We start from the raw sequence: 15576 nt of genomic DNA on the forward strand, positions 1-15576 counted from the left end.
TCGCTCAAATCCTTGCAGTTAGCGGTGGAGAGCAATGCGTTATATGTTCATCGGTCCAGACTATACCATATTCTTTGTATGATTGGTTGTATTTTTTGATATCTTTAAAGCCGGCTTTTCGGAGTTCATCCCATAACGACGACTCCGAGAACGATCTCATTTCGAGCGTGTTGCCCTTCCCTCCGTGAAATGTTAAATTCGTATAAGTCTGACTGACCCCTTCCGCAGTTATATTTTTTAAAATTTTCCCCTGTCTCATATTAATTATCTTATACTGATACAAATCCGGAAAATGCTCGACGGTACCGTGGCCTGGCGTAGAAATATACGGGACTGAAAATATCAGCACTCCGCCCCTTTTTAATAATTTTCCAGTGTTGTAGAAAGCCGTTGATACGGGAGGAACTACGTGCTCGAATACATCCGAGGAAATGATAAAGTCATATTTGCCATTCTGTATATCATCTACCGATATGATGTCCAGTTTTGGCTCTTTATGGTAAAATGTGTTCGTATATCCTAATTTTTTTGCCAGGCGCGACGTATACACGTCCCAGTCGCTCATGCCTATGCCTGTAATGTCCTTTCGGACCGGGAATTCAGAGAGCGGTATGCTCTCGCCAAATAGTTCCATGGATAATAGATGTACGATCGACCCCATTCGGACCGATGAGCCGCACTTTTTGCAGGTTGGATTTTCTCTGGTCAGGTCCGCTAACTTTGATCTGTAGGCCGCCCCGCATATGTTGCACTGGAAGGATAGCTGGGTCTCATCGTTCTCCTTGACCAGAACAGGCTGTGTCCGTTTAAATGAGGATGAATATTTATTAAAAAATCAGAGTTAAATATCTTCATCTTATTCGCCACTTTGCTAATAAACGATTAATTATTTCATAAATCTGTTGTACAAATAAATCAACAGGTTACTCAATATTCCCACTCGATATTACTCAAAGGCAGGGAGCGATTATACGATTTGCGATTTGCTATCCTGGAGAGGTCCCTTCTTCTCGCCTTGAGCGTGCCGATCAAATGGAAACCATTCCAGAAAAGCGCTTTCATGCGAACGATAAAATCATCGAAACCCTGCCCATGGATTCCATTTATCATCATTTTGTAAGTTTCTTTAGTAAATTCAACAACAAAAACAGGAAGATACGACGAATCAAAATTTTTTAAGGCGAACCTGACGCGGTTTCTCATGATATAAGAAAGCTTTGCGCCTGACCCTATAGAGCCGGAAACAACGTGCCAGGCCTTCGCATCGGGGACGTAGACGAGCCTATATCCTGCCATAATCGCCCTAGCACACCAGTCCGTCTCCTCGAAGTAAAGGAAATAGTCTTCGTCCAGCAGGCCGACTTCATCCAGGGCTTTTTTCTTTATCAGCATGGCACACCCCGGCAGATAATCGACGTCTGCAGCCGGCCTCTCGTCAAAAAAATTATATGCCAGCGCTTTACGAGGATCGACCTTGGGCCAGGTGCAAAACACCTTTTTCCTTTCCTGCTCATCCCCCCAATAAAAAATCTTACCGGCAACCGCTGCGATATCATTAGACGAATTTACGGCCTTCACTAATATTTCCAGCCAGTTCTTATCCGCGACCGCATCCTGATTAAATAGGGCTATGAGCTCGCCCTTCGCCTCTTTTATGCCCCGGTTAGTTCCGCCGGCGAAGCCGAGGTTGCTGCTGCTCTCGATAACTTTTACCATGGGATAGTTCTTCCTTATAAAATCGGGGGAACCGTCAGTAGAGGCATTATCGACGAGGATGATCTCCCGGTTAGCGTAGCTCTGGGCGAAAAGAGAATCGAGGCACTCCCTTAGGTACTTGAGGCCGTTCCAGTTGACGATGACCACCGATACGAGAGAGCCCATCGAGTAACTATCATAAATGTCATACCATATAGCTTATTTGTCTATTGATATGGCCTACACTTTTTCTGTTTGGAGCCTCGGGGGCATTGAACATAGTATATAAATAGTAAGTTGATAGATGGAATGGTATTGCCTTAGGTGGAAATATGAAAACGACTCTGGTGGTCCCCGCATATAATGAAGAAGAAGCGTTGCCAAAAACGTTTGAAGAGTACATGGAATATGTTGATGAGATCATCATCGTTAATGATGGCTCGCAGGACAATACCGATGGAATAGCGCGGGACTATGCTTCAAAGAATGACAAAATTAAGTACATAAAGCATGATACCAATCGGGGCAAACCGGAGGCGCTGAAGACGGGTGTGGAACATTCCACTGGCGATATTCTCATTTTCACCGACGCTGACTGCACTTACCCTGCACGGTATATTCCAGAGTTCGTAAAAAGGATTAATATGGGCGCGGATATGGTACTGGGCGCCAGGGTGTTTAATACAACTAACATCCCCCGGTTCAACCGAATCGGAAATATAATATTCTCTTTACTAATCACCTACTTCTGCTATACGAGGATTATGGATGCACAAACCGGGTACAGGGCAATGCGTACATCTATATTCCCGGAACTCGATGTGACGGCGAAAAATCTGGAATATGAAACGAAGATGACAATGCGAGCCGCGAAACTAGGGTACAGCGTAGTCGAAGTGCCGATCGAATATAGGAAAAGGGTGGGGAAGTCCAAGCTTAACCCATTCAGGGATGGGTTCCGCATGCTCAATTCAATACCCTCTACGATTTGGCAAGAAAGTACGTTCATACTAAAAAGCGTCATCTTGATCAATATCTTGTTATTTTGTCTGGGCTTGTTATTCGGCCTTTATTCCATATATGAAAAGCTCGCCGTAGGGGTATTGTCGCATGAGTATTACCCCCTCCTGGCTGTCGTACTCATATTGACGGCCATGCAATTGATGAGCTTTAGCCTAATCATGGAATTCATCGTGAATAAGCTCAATAAGATTGAGGATTTAGTAAAAAAGTATTGACGGGTCTAATCGAAGGCGACGAGCACGCACAGCCCTATGATAATGATGGCGGTGCCAATCATACGGCCTGCGTGGAATGGCTCTTTTAACACGAGAATCGAGAACGCATAGACGACGATGAACGTTAGCGCGATGAAGGGGTAAACGTAGGACAGGTCGGCCTTCGATAGCGCGATAATCCAGAATACGGACCCGATTGCGTATAATATCAAACCCACGATAATATAGACATTAAATAGCTGCAGCAGGTTGGAGAAGCTGATCTCACCGACGTTATTCGCCCCGACCTTAAAGAACAGCTGGCCGAAGGATGCGAACACGATGCCTATCAGGATGTCGATTATTACTTTATTCATTGCTTATGACCTATCGCGAAGTTGTTTAGACCGAACTCGAACGATCTTACCTGGACGCCAGTAAAGCCGCATTCTTCCAGGATTGTCTTTAGCTCGCTCCTGGAATAATAATGCTTATGGTCCCGTATCTCTACAGGGCTCACGATTTTCAGCCGATAGGACAAGAATTCCAGGATGGGCTTGCTCGCGGGCGATGGCGTAGTAATCAATATTTTGCCCCTATTTTTCACGATCCTGTAGCATTCGCCGAGCACGTCTTCGGGCCTATCTAGGTGCTCCAGTACCGCTATCAGGGTTACGCAATCCATCGAGCCGGTTTCAAGGGGGACTTTGCCGTCGATGAAAGAATTTTTTATGGTGATATTGCCGAACGTCTCTTCTTCAGCTTTTTTATCGAAGCCATAGCCGGCCCGGATGTCGCCCGAGACCGACCGGAGAAAAGAGCCGCTGCCGCAGCCAAGGTCGCACAGCGTCGTATCTTTATCCAGGTGCTGAAGGACCAGGCCAACGCGGAGCTTTCGAAAAAAGGGCTCTAACAGCTCTTCCGGCATACTGTATTCGCTATTACTCGGGAATACATAAAGCTATTGCCAAACCCATTTTTATGAAATTGTTTATCGTGTTTTCACAGTATGATCGGTAACCCGTTTTTATCATCATACCAGAACATATCCGGCAATCCAGTAGAATTCGAGATATGAGATCTCAAACTAGCATTGAAATAGGGAGTATTTGGCAAAGGACCATTCCAAAAAAGCTGATACTGGCCACTTGAAATATATATTGTCGTGCCATCGACGGTTTTATAACCATCAAGCTGAATCTGGGGGAAGTTAAATCCGTCCGAACCCCATCCATGTGTATTCGTTGAATAATATATAGCAATACAGCTACCGTATATTAATATAATGGCCGAGAGTACTATCACAATAATTTTCATTCTTTTTTGCACAACATTCGTTTGCAATTGCTGTCCTCTTGGCTTACTGAATAAATATATGTATACCGGTATACTGAATGTGAGAAGTACCAGCGAATAAACGAACCCGATGCCGAATCGTAAGTCTGGGGCCGAATAGAACCAGAACGCGATACCGATGATGGAAATGGCCATGGGGATAATACATGCAGTTTTATTTAGTGATATGTTCGAGAGCCTTTCCTTTTTAAAAACAATATAGTAGAAGATCAGCAAGAGCCCACTGATAAATATGATAAACGGGACTACTAATTCTGCGATCGGATAAATAAACGAGATAATGATGTTTTGGGTCAAGGAATAAATAAAATCATCCAGCTCTGTTCCGATTATGATCTGTCTTGAGAGCGGCATGTGGCTCCAGCCGAAGATATTAAAATATCTTTCAAGCCAGGGCTTGACCCATCCCCATCCTGACAGAGCAGTAAGGGCATCATTACTTGGTAATCGAGCCCATGCTGTAGTCCAGTTTATTTCGCTTGTGCATAGAAGCGGCGGTACAGCCCATTTTAATCCGGAAAAGTACACGATCCGAAATGGGAAGAATAGACAGCCTGATAATAATAGCCCTCGTATCATCCATGGTAAGGTTAATAATAGTAATATAGCCAATAAAAGAACATTGAGTATTTCCTTCATTCCATCGTTGAATATGTCAAGGATTTTACCTTTATTTTTAAATGATTCAATTGTACCCTGAAACAAGAAAACAGGCAACGAGACGATAAGCGCAATTGAGGACAGCTTAATGGTAATGGCATATGCCACGAGGAGTATGGCAAAGAACAAGTAAAAATTATCATTTTGTGTCCGCTCCAGCACATAAATGGCCAGATAAATAACAAATAATGTTATTATCATGACGGGTAAATCCGGGGATGACGACGTCAGCATCATAAGTCCCGGGTAGACCAGGGCGATCGATGAGAATATTAAGAACAGGTCACTTAAGCCAATTTCAATATTTTTGTCTTTGGCGCCCTTATGCCTTGAAATGTCGCCCGCCTTGTCCAGGCGGGCGGGAAAAATTTTTCTTTTAACGATAAGTAATATTGCGGATGCATAAAAGAACATAATCAACCCGTTCACCAGGAAAAACGGCTTATTCAGGATAATTACCCATTGGTCAATGCAGGCCGAAAGCATGAACCATGAGCAGTTATAGCCAAAACGCCCGTGCAAGTTCGCAAGCCCAAGAGGCGCCTGACTCTCGATGATCCATTTAATCGCTGGTAAATGATACATGCCCGTGTCGAACCAAGAAACCCAGGCAAACGGGATTATCATAAAGATTAGCAGGGCGAGTGTTGATATCAGGACCTTTTCAAACCAGCTTAAATACGTAAGGATCGACTTTCTGTTAAAGAAGAATAAACCTATTCCAAAAAATAATAGTACAATCGTTACGGTGAGGCTTATCGGCATAAAAAAATTAATTAAAGTGGCAAGTGTAGTAACTACTGCCATACCTGCAATCCCATAGGTCAGCAGTGAAAGGTGCTCTCCATCAGAATCGATATGAAAGGTCTTTTTAATAAAATCAACGGATACGCTACCGAAACCAACTAACGCTATGAACCAGCAGACGTACGATAGAAAAAAAATACTATAATCGATTATCACAAGCATGCTCCGGTGTGTATTATTTTTAATTAAATACCCATTGACTTTATATTTAAGCTATCTTAGGCGAAATCTTTTTTATCATTGTTTCGAACAGCAATTGTAGGTCTATCTTTTTTAGTTTAAGGAAATTCGACTCAATCAAATGCCATGATAAGAATGCACAAATAAACGTGGCTGGCACTGCCAGGATAAATAGCTCAAGCCAGCTTATACCATTAAAATAATTCATTATCAGCTGCTGGACCGGGAATGCATAGATATATAGACCATAGCTAAAGTCCCCGTATTTACCAGTATTTTTTATATACCGTGTCGGGACTTGGCTCGCCCAGATTATCATGTAGGGCAGGCAAATTAGGCTTGCCAGTTGGAAGAAATTTGTTTTGAACGACAGGCATAAGGCAACGAATAGCGTCAGCGATATCCAGCCGTTATAAACAATACTGTCTTTATATAGATAATAGATCGCGCCTATCATGAACATGATTGCGATCCCGGTGGATATTGAAGTTAAAAATCCCAGAATACTTATGGCATCGAACAAGTCGACTATGGGCTTTATCGTCGCGAGCTCGGGAATATTGTTGAAGGCAAATACTATGATTGTACACGAGGCGAGTAATAATAAGAACTCCTTTTTCCGTAGCAGTCCTAAAAGGCCCAGCGCAAGTATAAGTAGATACATCCCGAACTCTATCGGTAACGACCATAGAGACCCATTAACCGCCACCTGATACGGATTATTAGTAAAGACGCCGGGAAGGTAAAACGATATGGATAGAAGCGTCGTATTTTTTAAATATAGCCATAAATATTCTGCCTGGGCAAAGTACTCACTTAGTGATAAATTCGTGACCAGCGGCCCAAGCACTAAAATACAGATAATTGTGACAACGAAAAGACCGGGGAATATTCGCAGGGAACGATTCCATAAAAATCTTATAGCGGATGGGTGCTCCATCCAGCTTTTTGTTATCAGATACCCACTAATGATGAAAAATATCGCGACACCCAGCGCGCCACAGGTCATGTATCCTGTGATGGCGCCCAGCGGCTCAGTATGTATACCGCTTAAAGGAAATGAGTGGGAAAATATGACCAGGAGGGCGGCAAAGACACGCAGAAAGTCAAAATTATTTGATTTATGTGTATCATTTTCTACTGTCATTCGCAACTAACCGTCCTATCATTCAAGCTGACCTATCGGTAAATTATACTTTTCTTTAACGATTTTATAGTACTTATCCAGCTTTACCTGCCTTTTTTCAATATCATTCTCGACAGCCGGGACCCTATACAGTGATGTAATCTTCGGGATTTTAAAAAAATCGGTATGCTGGGAGTACCGTATCCACAGGTCCCAATCCTCGAGGGCATCCAGGCTTTCATCGAAACCTCCATAAAGCTCATATAACTCCCGGTCGAAAAGCACGTTCTGGATGGGCATGTAGTTATGGATTGAGAGTATGTTCCTGTCGAAATTCTGGTCATAGGTGAGCCTGTAATCAAATTCCCGGTACTTGAATGGATCTTCTGATATGATCTCTGTTGGTACTTCGAAGCTCAAGTCGTACATTAGCCGATGCTCGCCGTCGTCCTTCAGCATGAAACAGACTGCCGTCTCGATGGACGTGGGGTATAGCAGATCGTCGTCATCTAAAAAACGTAAATATTCACCTGTACATTTGTTGAGCCCGAAGTTACCGGCGCGGCAGCGCCCATGGTTCTCGCCGAGCGCGAAATATTTAATATCCATTCTACTGAATTCTTGGTCTAACATTTCCTTGACCGTGGCCGGTCCATCCTCTACGACGATAGTTTCAATATTACCATATGTCTGATTCCTTATCGACGTCAACGCCTCACGGAGGAATCCTTTTCTACCAATCGTACGAACTATTATCGATACTTTAGGCAACAAGCTCGGGTCTTCCATATCAATGTCAGATTTTACGAACGCCCCTTCACGGCGGAACTCGAAATCGTAATCCATGAACCATGGCTTAAATGATTTAAGAGCTTTCCTGTTTTTTATTCTGAATGCTAGGGCTTTTGGAATCAGTAAACTATGTTTCACAAATTGTTCAATTAATTTAGAGCGCTCATATGGAAGCTTATTTGGAACATTATTTAGTAGACGGAAATATTCCTTATAATACCACTTGATATCTTCCCGGTTACCATACTTGTACCTTAGATAAAATTGGTATAAAACAGAATTATAATATTGGGCGCTTTTAACAACATTCGCTTCGGAGTACGTATCATGCTGGACCCGTGCAAAAGGCAGGTACATAAGCTTATAACCATTCATTCTTAAGCGCCAGGATAGATCCACATCCTCCATGTAGAGGAAAATGTTTTCATCAAAACCGCCCACATTCTCAAACGCATCTTTATGAATTAAACAACAGGCGCCTGAACTCCAGGACGTCTCAAGGGTGACCGGCGAATAGTGTTTGGGGTGCTCATAAGGCATCTGCCGGCACTCCCAGAGACGATAGCCATCCGATATAGTAGCGGAAGCTGCCGATATTAGCTCGGTTAATGTATCTTTATACAGTTTGCAATCCGGATTGAATAATAATACGTAATCAGCGTTTGGAGAGGCGTTAAGTACGCCAATGTTGACGCCCTTCCCGAATCCATTATTTTTATTCGTTTCAACGAGCTTGATTTTTATTTTATCATTATACTTTTCCATATATTCATTAACGGTTACCGCCGTCTTATCCCTCGAGTTATTATCCACGACGATGATTTCAGTCGATGCCGGGGGATAATTCTGTCCGATAATGCTATCAATGGCATTCCCGATAAATCGCTCAGAATTATACGTGACTATAATGATAGATATTAGCGGATAATTTTTTATCTGTCTAATACGCTTATATGGCGGAACTGAGTTTTCCACTATTCTGGGGAATTTAGGTTTCGCAGCGATCATTGCCTTATTCTTCTTATGATGGCTATACTTTTTTGATAATCCACCAAGTCCCCCATTTACTAATTTTCTAGCGCTAATAAGAATCCTGTCGTATGCTTTTCTGCGCCTCGTATCGTGAGGTAAAAATCTTTCTACGAACCCATTATGATATGCCATGACCAGCCGCCAGATGGAACTTTGTCTCATATCGGATAGTTCGCGCTTGAGTGTTGAATTTTGATCATCCAACCTCTCGATGTCTCTTAACAATTCTTGATTCTCAGCGCTTACTTTTAAAATCTCTTCTTTTAATAGTTCGACTCGCTTTTCTAAAGTACCTTCTATAGCTGAATTAAATATAGGCGCTAGCTGTATTATCGGTGTCTGTTCATTACCCGTATTATTTTTAATATCACCAGGGATAGCTGTAAAAACATATTGGTAAACATCCGAGTCCGGTATGGACTTTATGAAGTTGAACAAATCATCAGGAACCTTATCCTTATCGACTTTTAGCTCTGTGTTTCCAACCGGCACCCGTACTTTATTTACATTGATTACCATGTAACCGTGATCGTTAAACATATCGAGGATATTTTTCCATCCAAAAAATCGGAGATGGGTTACATCATGTAAGCCCATCGGTGTATATCGGAAATCACCAAATAATAGATTCAATATGATATCGCCATGGCAACCATTTGGAAGGGATACGACCAAATACCCGTCCGATTTTAGATATTTTTTTACTTTTATGAGGATTTGTTCGGGCGATTTTAAATGTTCTAATACATCCCCGAATACTATCACATCAAAATAGGAATCTTTTAGATAAGCATCAAGATCGATTATCTCGATGTCCCCGAAAACCATAGTTTCGCAATATTGTTGTGCAATACTTCCTGCCTCACGGTCAATATCGATGCCAGTAACACGATTGCCGTTTTCTCTGAAAATTTTACTTAAATAGCCTGTAGAGTTGCCCACCTCGAGAACTGCCTTATTTCTACCCACCAGATCTATGATTAAGCCGTGGCTAGTATTTTTATTTTCAGGGTCAATGGTATTAGGCTCATATCGTATTGCACGTAAAATATCAGGCACTTACGCTGCCTCCTGTAAGGTCTCCAGGCCTTAAATTTGATTTGCCATTTGCTGATATTTCTGAATTACTTTATTCGTCTCTCCCATTGCCACTATCATACCACTATTGAGCAATAAAGATTTTTGACATAGGCTATTGACCGAAGGCAAGGAATGGGAAACGAACACAATGGTTTTACCGCTTTTTCTTATATCTTCTATCTTCTCCATACACTTCTTCTGGAAGTGCTCGTCCCCTACTGCTAAAACCTCGTCGAGTAATAGAATATCTGGATCGGTCTGTATAGCGATTGAAAAGGCAAGCCTCACGTACATTCCCGATGAAAAATTCCTCAATTTCATATTTTCAAACCGCTTGAGCTCGGCGAAATCGAGAATATCCTCATACTTCCTATCGACCTCTTTTTTCGTGAGCCCCATGATAGCGCCATACAGGTAAATGTTCTCTTTGGCAGTGAGCTCGTACTGGAACCCGACGCCCAGCTCCAGGAACGGCGCGATTCGCCCATTGACCTTTACCGAGCCGCTGTCCGGGTACAGCACTCCTGCCAGCATCTTAAGCAGCGTACTCTTCCCGCTCCCATTCGGCCCGATAACTCCGAACGTCTCCCCACGCTTAATGTTGAAGCTAACGTCCTTCAGGGCCCAGAACTCTTCGTAGCTCTTATTCCCGCTGAACATCCCGATAATGTTCTCATACACCGTTCGCTTCTTTTCCATGGGGATACGGTAGCACTTCGAGACATTATTCACCACGATGGCGCTCTCCTCGTCCAGCTTTGACTTTTCCTTAAGCAGTAAAGGCATGGCTCATACCTCCTCGGCGAAGCGCCGCTGGAGCCTCTTGAAGACTGCGTTCCCGAAGACGACTAACACAACGCCGAAGACGAGGACGATTGCGAAGCTCCATAGGTCGGGGACCGTTCCTTCGAGGAATATGTCCCGGTACATCTCGATGAGTAAAGTAACCGGGTTCAGCATATAGAGAGTCTTGATCTGCTCGGGCAGCTTCGAAAGCTGCGATAGAGGATACATGATAGGGCAGGCAAAGAAACCGACCTGCATGAGCACGTCCCAGATATTATTCAGGTCCCTGAAGTAGACGAAGAGCGAGGAAAGGATGAGCGCCATTCCATAGACGATGAGGAAGAACATTGCCAGCAGTACAGGGAAAAGCAGGATTGCCGGTGAGAGCCCGATGCCAAAAATAAATAACAGGGGCACGAGCACGCAAAACTCGAGCACCGAGCTGATCAGGCTCGACAGGGTAGAGCTCAGGGGCAGTATCTCCCTGGGTATGTATATCTTCGTGACCAGGCTGGGCTTGCCTACCACCGAGGCCAGTGCAGCACTCGTACCGATGGAGAAGAACCTCCAGACCAGGAGGCCCGTCAGGATGTAAAGGACGAAGCTACCACCGCTCCCGAAAAAGTTGCTGAACACAAAGTAGAGCACGAGCATCATCAATAGGGGATTCAGCAGCGACCACGCGAAACCTAACATGGAATTTGCGTACTTCACCTTGAGGTCGCTCACGACGAGGTTCTTGATAAGCTCTCGATAATCATATAAAGACATAATGATCGGAAGTCTAACTTAACCCCCCTTCGGCCTTAACATAAGCCTCAGGAGGCTTTTTTATATCAGCCCAGGTCCTTATAAACTTGTTGATGTCGTTCTTCTTCGCTTTCCGCCTCTTCCTCAGCATCTTCGGCGCTCCGGTCAGGGCATCCCACTTCGCCCTCAGGATGGTCTTCCCATGGCCTTTCAGCACATAATAGGGGATCACGCCCATGCTACGACCTGCGATGAACGGCAGCGACGTCACAAGCAGCCCCGGCGGGAAGTCCTTGAGCGCATACCAGACGATATTGCGGTTCCCGTAATACACCGTGTAGTCAGACACATAGCCCGCCGTTCCGCCGTGCACATGGCGCACGATGGCATTCGGCACGTACCGGCACTTCCAGCCTGCCAGCCTTCCCCTAAAAGCGAGGTCCGTGTCCTCCATGTAAGAGAAAAAGTCCTCGTCGAACAGCCCGATCTCATCAAGCATGCTCTTCCTGTACAGCGCCGCCCCGGCGCAGGGGCCGAAGACCTCGACCACAGCCTCATACTGGCCCTCGTCCTTCTCGAACATGCCCCGGTCCCAGCATGCGCCGCTCCTGGAAATGCAGATCCCGGTCGAGTCGATGATAGTCGGGTCGTCCATCCGGAGCATCTTGGAGGCGCACATCCCGACTCTCTCGTTGGAAATCATTTCCCCGGCCAGCGCTTCCAGCCATCCTGGCGCTGCCATAGTATCGTTATTTAGCGTGGCGATGAGCTCTCCCCTGGCCGCCCTGATGCCCACGTTATTAGCGGGTGCGAAGCCGAGGTTCTTCACGTTATCGATTATCTGAACGGTATGATAGTTTGACCTTACAAAATCTACTGAGCCGTCACCCGAGCCATTATCAACAAGGATGACCTCGACATTACGGTAAGTCTGGTCCAGCAGGGCATCCAGGCACCGCTTCAAGTACTGCTTACCGTTGTAGTTAACCACAATGACTGAGGCCAGGGGCATTCGGCCGGAGCTCATGGTATCATCGCCTCCATCCTCGCGAGAAACACGCTGATGTCGAACTTACGGGCCTGCTCTGCACAGGCTTCCCTGAACTTCGACGGGTCCCGGGAGACATCTTTCACAGCCTTAACAATAGAGCTGCTGTCGGCGTCTATAAGCATGCCGGTAACGCCATCGACAACACTCTCCAGGTATCCGCCCTCTCTAACGGCGACAACGGGCTTACCGCTGGCCATCGCCTCGACCGCGTTCATTCCGAAGTCCTCGTCCAAGGGCGTCGCTATCAGGCCTCTGCACCGGCCATAAAGGTCAATCAGCTCCTCCTCTGGAAGGTCGCTGAGGATACGAACGTTGTGAGGAAGCGAAGCCCTGAGCTTTTCCGCGTAAGCGGCAGAGTGGTCTCCGGTGCCGCTGTTGCCCACGATCACCAGCCTCTCGCCGGGCATTTGTTCAAATGCCCTGACCTGCAGTTCAATGCGCTTTTCCGGATAGAGCCGGTTGACGGACAGCCAGAACCCCTCATCGCCCTTATAGGCGAACCGTCCCGTGTCCACCGGCGGATATATCACATCTGCGTCCCGTCCATAATATTTCTTCACTCGACCGGCCGCGTTCCGGCTGTTACAGACAATATGCTGAATCCTGGCAACGGACCGGCGGTCAGACCTGCTATGTAGCGCTATCCAGGCGGAGGCTGCAGCCCTTTGGGCCGGCCCTAGGGATGAGAGAAAGTTCTCGCGCTGGTCGTAGAAGACGCGGACTGGCGTATGGCAATAAAACAGGTTGGGCTTATGGAGCCGTGACGCGTGGTGTGCCCAGTTCCCGCTGAATATGAAAAAATCGTACTTGCCCCTGAAGTCGCACGTGGCGAACTTGTAGGTGGCCTGGATCTGTTTGAGGGGCTTGATCTTTACGAGGGGGCCGAGGCTGATGACTCGCACGTCGTCGAAGCCCATCCGGGATATCAGCTCGGGGTTCGCCTCCGTGGTGATGACGTCGGCGCCCAGGTGGCGGGCCAGCGTGAGGATGAGCTTCTCGCCGCCGCCGATGAAGCTGAAGTAATCGTGAAAGATCGCGACTCTCATCCGGTGAACCGACGCTACCGTCCGGCTTATACTTTTCGTAGCGCCGCCGTATGCTCAGAGCGCCTTCAGCGCGGGCTTCGCGTACCGGTAAAAGTCGTCGAGCTTCTTCGCGATGGCCTCGCTCTTATGGGCCCCGGCGAAGCCCTTGATCTTCTCCTTTTTCTTGGCCGAGTACTCGGCAGCCTGCATCAATATCTTATAGGAGATCCCGCGGGCTCTGCGCAGGGACCAGCTCTCCGCCTTCTTCATGCCGTAGACCTCGAAGATATAGGCCAGGTAGAGGTACGCGTGGTAGTCGATGCTGCTCGTGTCCGCCATGACCGTGGTAAAAAACCAGTAGAGCGCGCCATCGACGTCGCCATTCTGCAGGCAGAACTCGCCGAGCCGCCTGCACAGCACGCTCTTGATGCGGCAATTTTTAATGCCCTCGAGAAGGATCTTCTTCGCCTCGTCGAAGTTGCCCTTATCGAAGTGGTACGTGGCCGCCCAGTAGTAGGGCAGATAGAAGTCGGGCGCCCTCTTTATCTCGCTGTCGAACGTGAAGATCTGGCCCTTATCGACGTTTTCCGGGCTCTGGTATTCCATGATGGCCTTGTTCAGGGCAGGGCTCTCGCCGATCGTCCTGGGGTCCTCCACGTCCTTAATGCTTTGATCGAAAAGGCCCGCGATGTCCGCCGGGCCGGATTCTTTCCGCTTTCCCATTAACATGTCTAGTACGCCCACTCCCTTCCCCCAGATAGAATCTGCGCGGGAGTATTTATTACTTTTTAATGTTATCCTTTGAGCGCGTACAGCCTGCCGCCACAGGTCTTCGCGTAGATGGTGCCGTTATCGACGTAGACCTGTGCCCAGCCGCTGCCGTCGCCAGACTTGTAGGTGAACTTCAGGCTGCCGCCTTCGCCGACGACGTACAGTACCGGGCCGCTTTCCGTGTCGGCGCCGACGCACACGATGTCCTGGCCCGCGTAGATGGCTCCGGGCGATGTGGTGTTGAACGTGCGCTCCCACTTCAGGGAGCCGTCGATGCTAAGCGCGTATAGCGTCGCCGAGGCATCGCCGTCGCCGATGACGTATACCGTGCCGTTGCGCACGGCGGGCATGTGGCTCAGGTTGGCGTTATACGCGTTGACCGGGTTGAACTTGCCCGCCAGGCTGCCCCGGTCGTTGACCACGTGCACCGTGCCGAACTCGTAGAACATGTACAGCCGGTCATACTCGTCCTGCAGAAGGGTATACTCCCCCAGGTAGGGCATCGTATGGTCCCACGACACGTTGCCGCTGCCGCTCAGGCGGGCCAGTATCCCCCCGGGCTCGTCGTATACGGTAACGCCGCCCGAGCTCGCGGGCAGGAGCTTCGTGCCCGCCGTAAACTTCGGGTACTGGATGGACCACCGGAGGCTCCCGTCGGGCGAGACGCACTCCAGGTACACGTCCGTTACGGACTCGGCCGGGCGCCTGAAAAAGTAAATGTACCCCCTGCCGTCCACGACGGGCGCGGAGATCACGTCCGTGATGTTCCACATCTCGCTGCCCGACCTGTCGAGCGCGGACAACAGGCTCCATGAACGGACAAAGATCGTGCCGTCGGGGCCCACGACGGGCGGGTAGTTCATGCTCTGCGCCGTGAGCGTTGATATGTTGCCGTCCTTGCCGACGGCGCTCAGGCCAGAGGCGGACGAATAGACGAGCAGACGCCCGCCACCGTATGTCGAAAGCCCGGCGCCCTGGTACGGGACGGACCAGAGGGCCGTGCCCGAGGCGTCCACAAGGGAGATGTTCGAGCTGCTTATAACGTAAAGGCCGTCATCCGACGGGTATATCTTCTGGACCTCCTCCATCTGCCAGTTCAGCGCAGCGCCGCCGGACTTATAGGCCGTCAGGGCGAGGGCCGATATAAAAATAAGCACCGCGACCGCGATGATCGCCTTGACGAGCGTGTTGCCTTGCATTTTTACGTCCCCCGCCTTATAAATGTAATTACGGTAACGAACTGCGTTA

The 15576-nt window shown here is 47.5% G+C and carries 14 protein-coding genes; 1 reads left to right on the forward strand and 13 read right to left on the reverse strand.

All coding sequences use genetic code 11. The annotated features are described in order from the left end of the window. Nucleotides 1-4: 4 nt before the first annotated feature. Together MCP_RS01225 and MCP_RS01230 are read right to left on the reverse strand one after the other, a co-directional pair. Complete coding sequence (locus tag MCP_RS01225; protein ID WP_158301424.1) at nucleotides 5-634, reverse strand: methyltransferase domain-containing protein; 630 nt, start codon at nucleotides 632-634, stop codon at nucleotides 5-7. Between the two features lie 293 nt (nucleotides 635-927). Then, nucleotides 928-1881: a glycosyltransferase family 2 protein gene (locus tag MCP_RS01230; protein ID WP_012898990.1), complete on the reverse strand. Its 954-nt coding sequence runs from the start codon at nucleotides 1879-1881 to the stop codon at nucleotides 928-930. 146 nt (nucleotides 1882-2027) lie between these two features. Here MCP_RS01230 and MCP_RS01235 point away from each other — a divergent pair, with 146 nt between their 5' ends. Next, nucleotides 2028-2933, forward strand: coding sequence for a glycosyltransferase family 2 protein (locus MCP_RS01235; RefSeq protein ID WP_012898991.1), 906 nt, complete (start codon nucleotides 2028-2030; stop codon nucleotides 2931-2933). Between the two features lie 5 nt (nucleotides 2934-2938). On the opposite strand, the gene MCP_RS01240 is transcribed toward MCP_RS01235, so the two are convergent. From MCP_RS01240 to MCP_RS01290, 11 genes are all read right to left on the reverse strand, one after another. Next, a complete protein-coding gene (locus tag MCP_RS01240; RefSeq protein ID WP_012898992.1) occupies nucleotides 2939-3289 on the reverse strand; it encodes an EamA family transporter in 351 nt (116 codons plus the stop codon). Beyond that, entirely contained in the window at nucleotides 3286-3840 is a 555-nt protein-coding gene (locus MCP_RS01245; RefSeq protein WP_012898993.1) for a class I SAM-dependent methyltransferase, read from the reverse strand. Before MCP_RS01245 ends, MCP_RS01240 begins: the two co-directional genes overlap by 4 nt. A 74-nt stretch (nucleotides 3841-3914) precedes the next feature. Next, the gene (locus MCP_RS01250; protein ID WP_128566954.1) at nucleotides 3915-5897 is read right to left on the reverse strand and encodes an LIC_10190 family membrane protein; all 1983 of its coding nucleotides are present in this window, start codon (nucleotides 5895-5897) and stop codon (nucleotides 3915-3917) included. Nucleotides 5898-5943: 46 nt separating this feature from the next. Continuing rightward, entirely contained in the window at nucleotides 5944-7062 is a 1119-nt protein-coding gene (locus tag MCP_RS01255) for an acyltransferase family protein (RefSeq protein WP_012898995.1), read from the reverse strand. An 18-nt stretch (nucleotides 7063-7080) separates the two neighbouring features. Then, complete coding sequence (locus MCP_RS01260) at nucleotides 7081-9924, reverse strand: glycosyltransferase (protein WP_012898996.1); 2844 nt, start codon at nucleotides 9922-9924, stop codon at nucleotides 7081-7083. 30 nt (nucleotides 9925-9954) lie between these two features. Beyond that, nucleotides 9955-10731, reverse strand: a complete 777-nt coding sequence (locus MCP_RS01265) for an ABC transporter ATP-binding protein (protein WP_012898997.1) — start codon at nucleotides 10729-10731, stop codon at nucleotides 9955-9957. A gap of 3 nt (nucleotides 10732-10734) precedes the next feature. Then, nucleotides 10735-11502, reverse strand: coding sequence for an ABC transporter permease (locus MCP_RS01270; RefSeq protein ID WP_012898998.1), 768 nt, complete (start codon nucleotides 11500-11502; stop codon nucleotides 10735-10737). Nucleotides 11503-11515: 13 nt separating this feature from the next. Next, nucleotides 11516-12508 (reverse strand): glycosyltransferase family 2 protein, encoded by a 993-nt coding sequence (locus MCP_RS01275; RefSeq protein ID WP_197525924.1) that lies wholly within the window; start codon nucleotides 12506-12508, stop codon nucleotides 11516-11518. Next, on the reverse strand, nucleotides 12505-13578 hold the full coding sequence (locus tag MCP_RS01280) for a glycosyltransferase (protein ID WP_012899000.1): 1074 nt from the start codon (nucleotides 13576-13578) through the stop codon (nucleotides 12505-12507). The genes MCP_RS01275 and MCP_RS01280 overlap by 4 nt, the downstream gene beginning before the upstream one ends. Before the next feature lie 54 nt (nucleotides 13579-13632). Further along, complete coding sequence (locus MCP_RS01285; RefSeq protein WP_012899001.1) at nucleotides 13633-14301, reverse strand: hypothetical protein; 669 nt, start codon at nucleotides 14299-14301, stop codon at nucleotides 13633-13635. Nucleotides 14302-14351: 50 nt separating this feature from the next. Further along, nucleotides 14352-15527 carry a PQQ-binding-like beta-propeller repeat protein gene (locus MCP_RS01290; RefSeq protein WP_012899002.1) on the reverse strand — a complete coding sequence of 392 codons (1176 nt, stop codon included), beginning with the start codon at nucleotides 15525-15527 and terminating at the stop codon, nucleotides 14352-14354. Nucleotides 15528-15576 lie beyond the last annotated feature (49 nt).

The sequence above is a fragment of the Methanocella paludicola SANAE genome, assembly GCF_000011005.1.
Lineage (GTDB): Archaea > Halobacteriota > Methanocellia > Methanocellales > Methanocellaceae > Methanocella > Methanocella paludicola.

Coding starts and splice junctions, on each gene's coding strand:
- MCP_RS01280 (WP_012899000.1), bottom strand. CDS start 13,578: ATGAGAGTCGCGATCTTTCACGATTACTTCAGCTTCATCGGCGGCGGC.
- MCP_RS01245 (WP_012898993.1), bottom strand. CDS start 3,840: ATGCCGGAAGAGCTGTTAGAGCCCTTTTTTCGAAAGCTCCGCGTTGGC.
- MCP_RS01270 (WP_012898998.1), bottom strand. CDS start 11,502: ATGTCTTTATATGATTATCGAGAGCTTATCAAGAACCTCGTCGTGAGC.
- MCP_RS01265 (WP_012898997.1), bottom strand. CDS start 10,731: ATGCCTTTACTGCTTAAGGAAAAGTCAAAGCTGGACGAGGAGAGCGCC.
- MCP_RS01275 (WP_197525924.1), bottom strand. CDS start 12,508: ATGAGCTCCGGCCGAATGCCCCTGGCCTCAGTCATTGTGGTTAACTAC.
- MCP_RS01240 (WP_012898992.1), bottom strand. CDS start 3,289: ATGAATAAAGTAATAATCGACATCCTGATAGGCATCGTGTTCGCATCC.
- MCP_RS01250 (WP_128566954.1), bottom strand. CDS start 5,897: ATGCTTGTGATAATCGATTATAGTATTTTTTTTCTATCGTACGTCTGC.
- MCP_RS01255 (WP_012898995.1), bottom strand. CDS start 7,062: ATGACAGTAGAAAATGATACACATAAATCAAATAATTTTGACTTTCTG.
- MCP_RS01225 (WP_158301424.1), bottom strand. CDS start 634: ATGGAACTATTTGGCGAGAGCATACCGCTCTCTGAATTCCCGGTCCGA.
- MCP_RS01235 (WP_012898991.1), top strand. CDS start 2,028: ATGAAAACGACTCTGGTGGTCCCCGCATATAATGAAGAAGAAGCGTTG.
- MCP_RS01230 (WP_012898990.1), bottom strand. CDS start 1,881: ATGGGCTCTCTCGTATCGGTGGTCATCGTCAACTGGAACGGCCTCAAG.
- MCP_RS01290 (WP_012899002.1), bottom strand. CDS start 15,527: ATGCAAGGCAACACGCTCGTCAAGGCGATCATCGCGGTCGCGGTGCTT.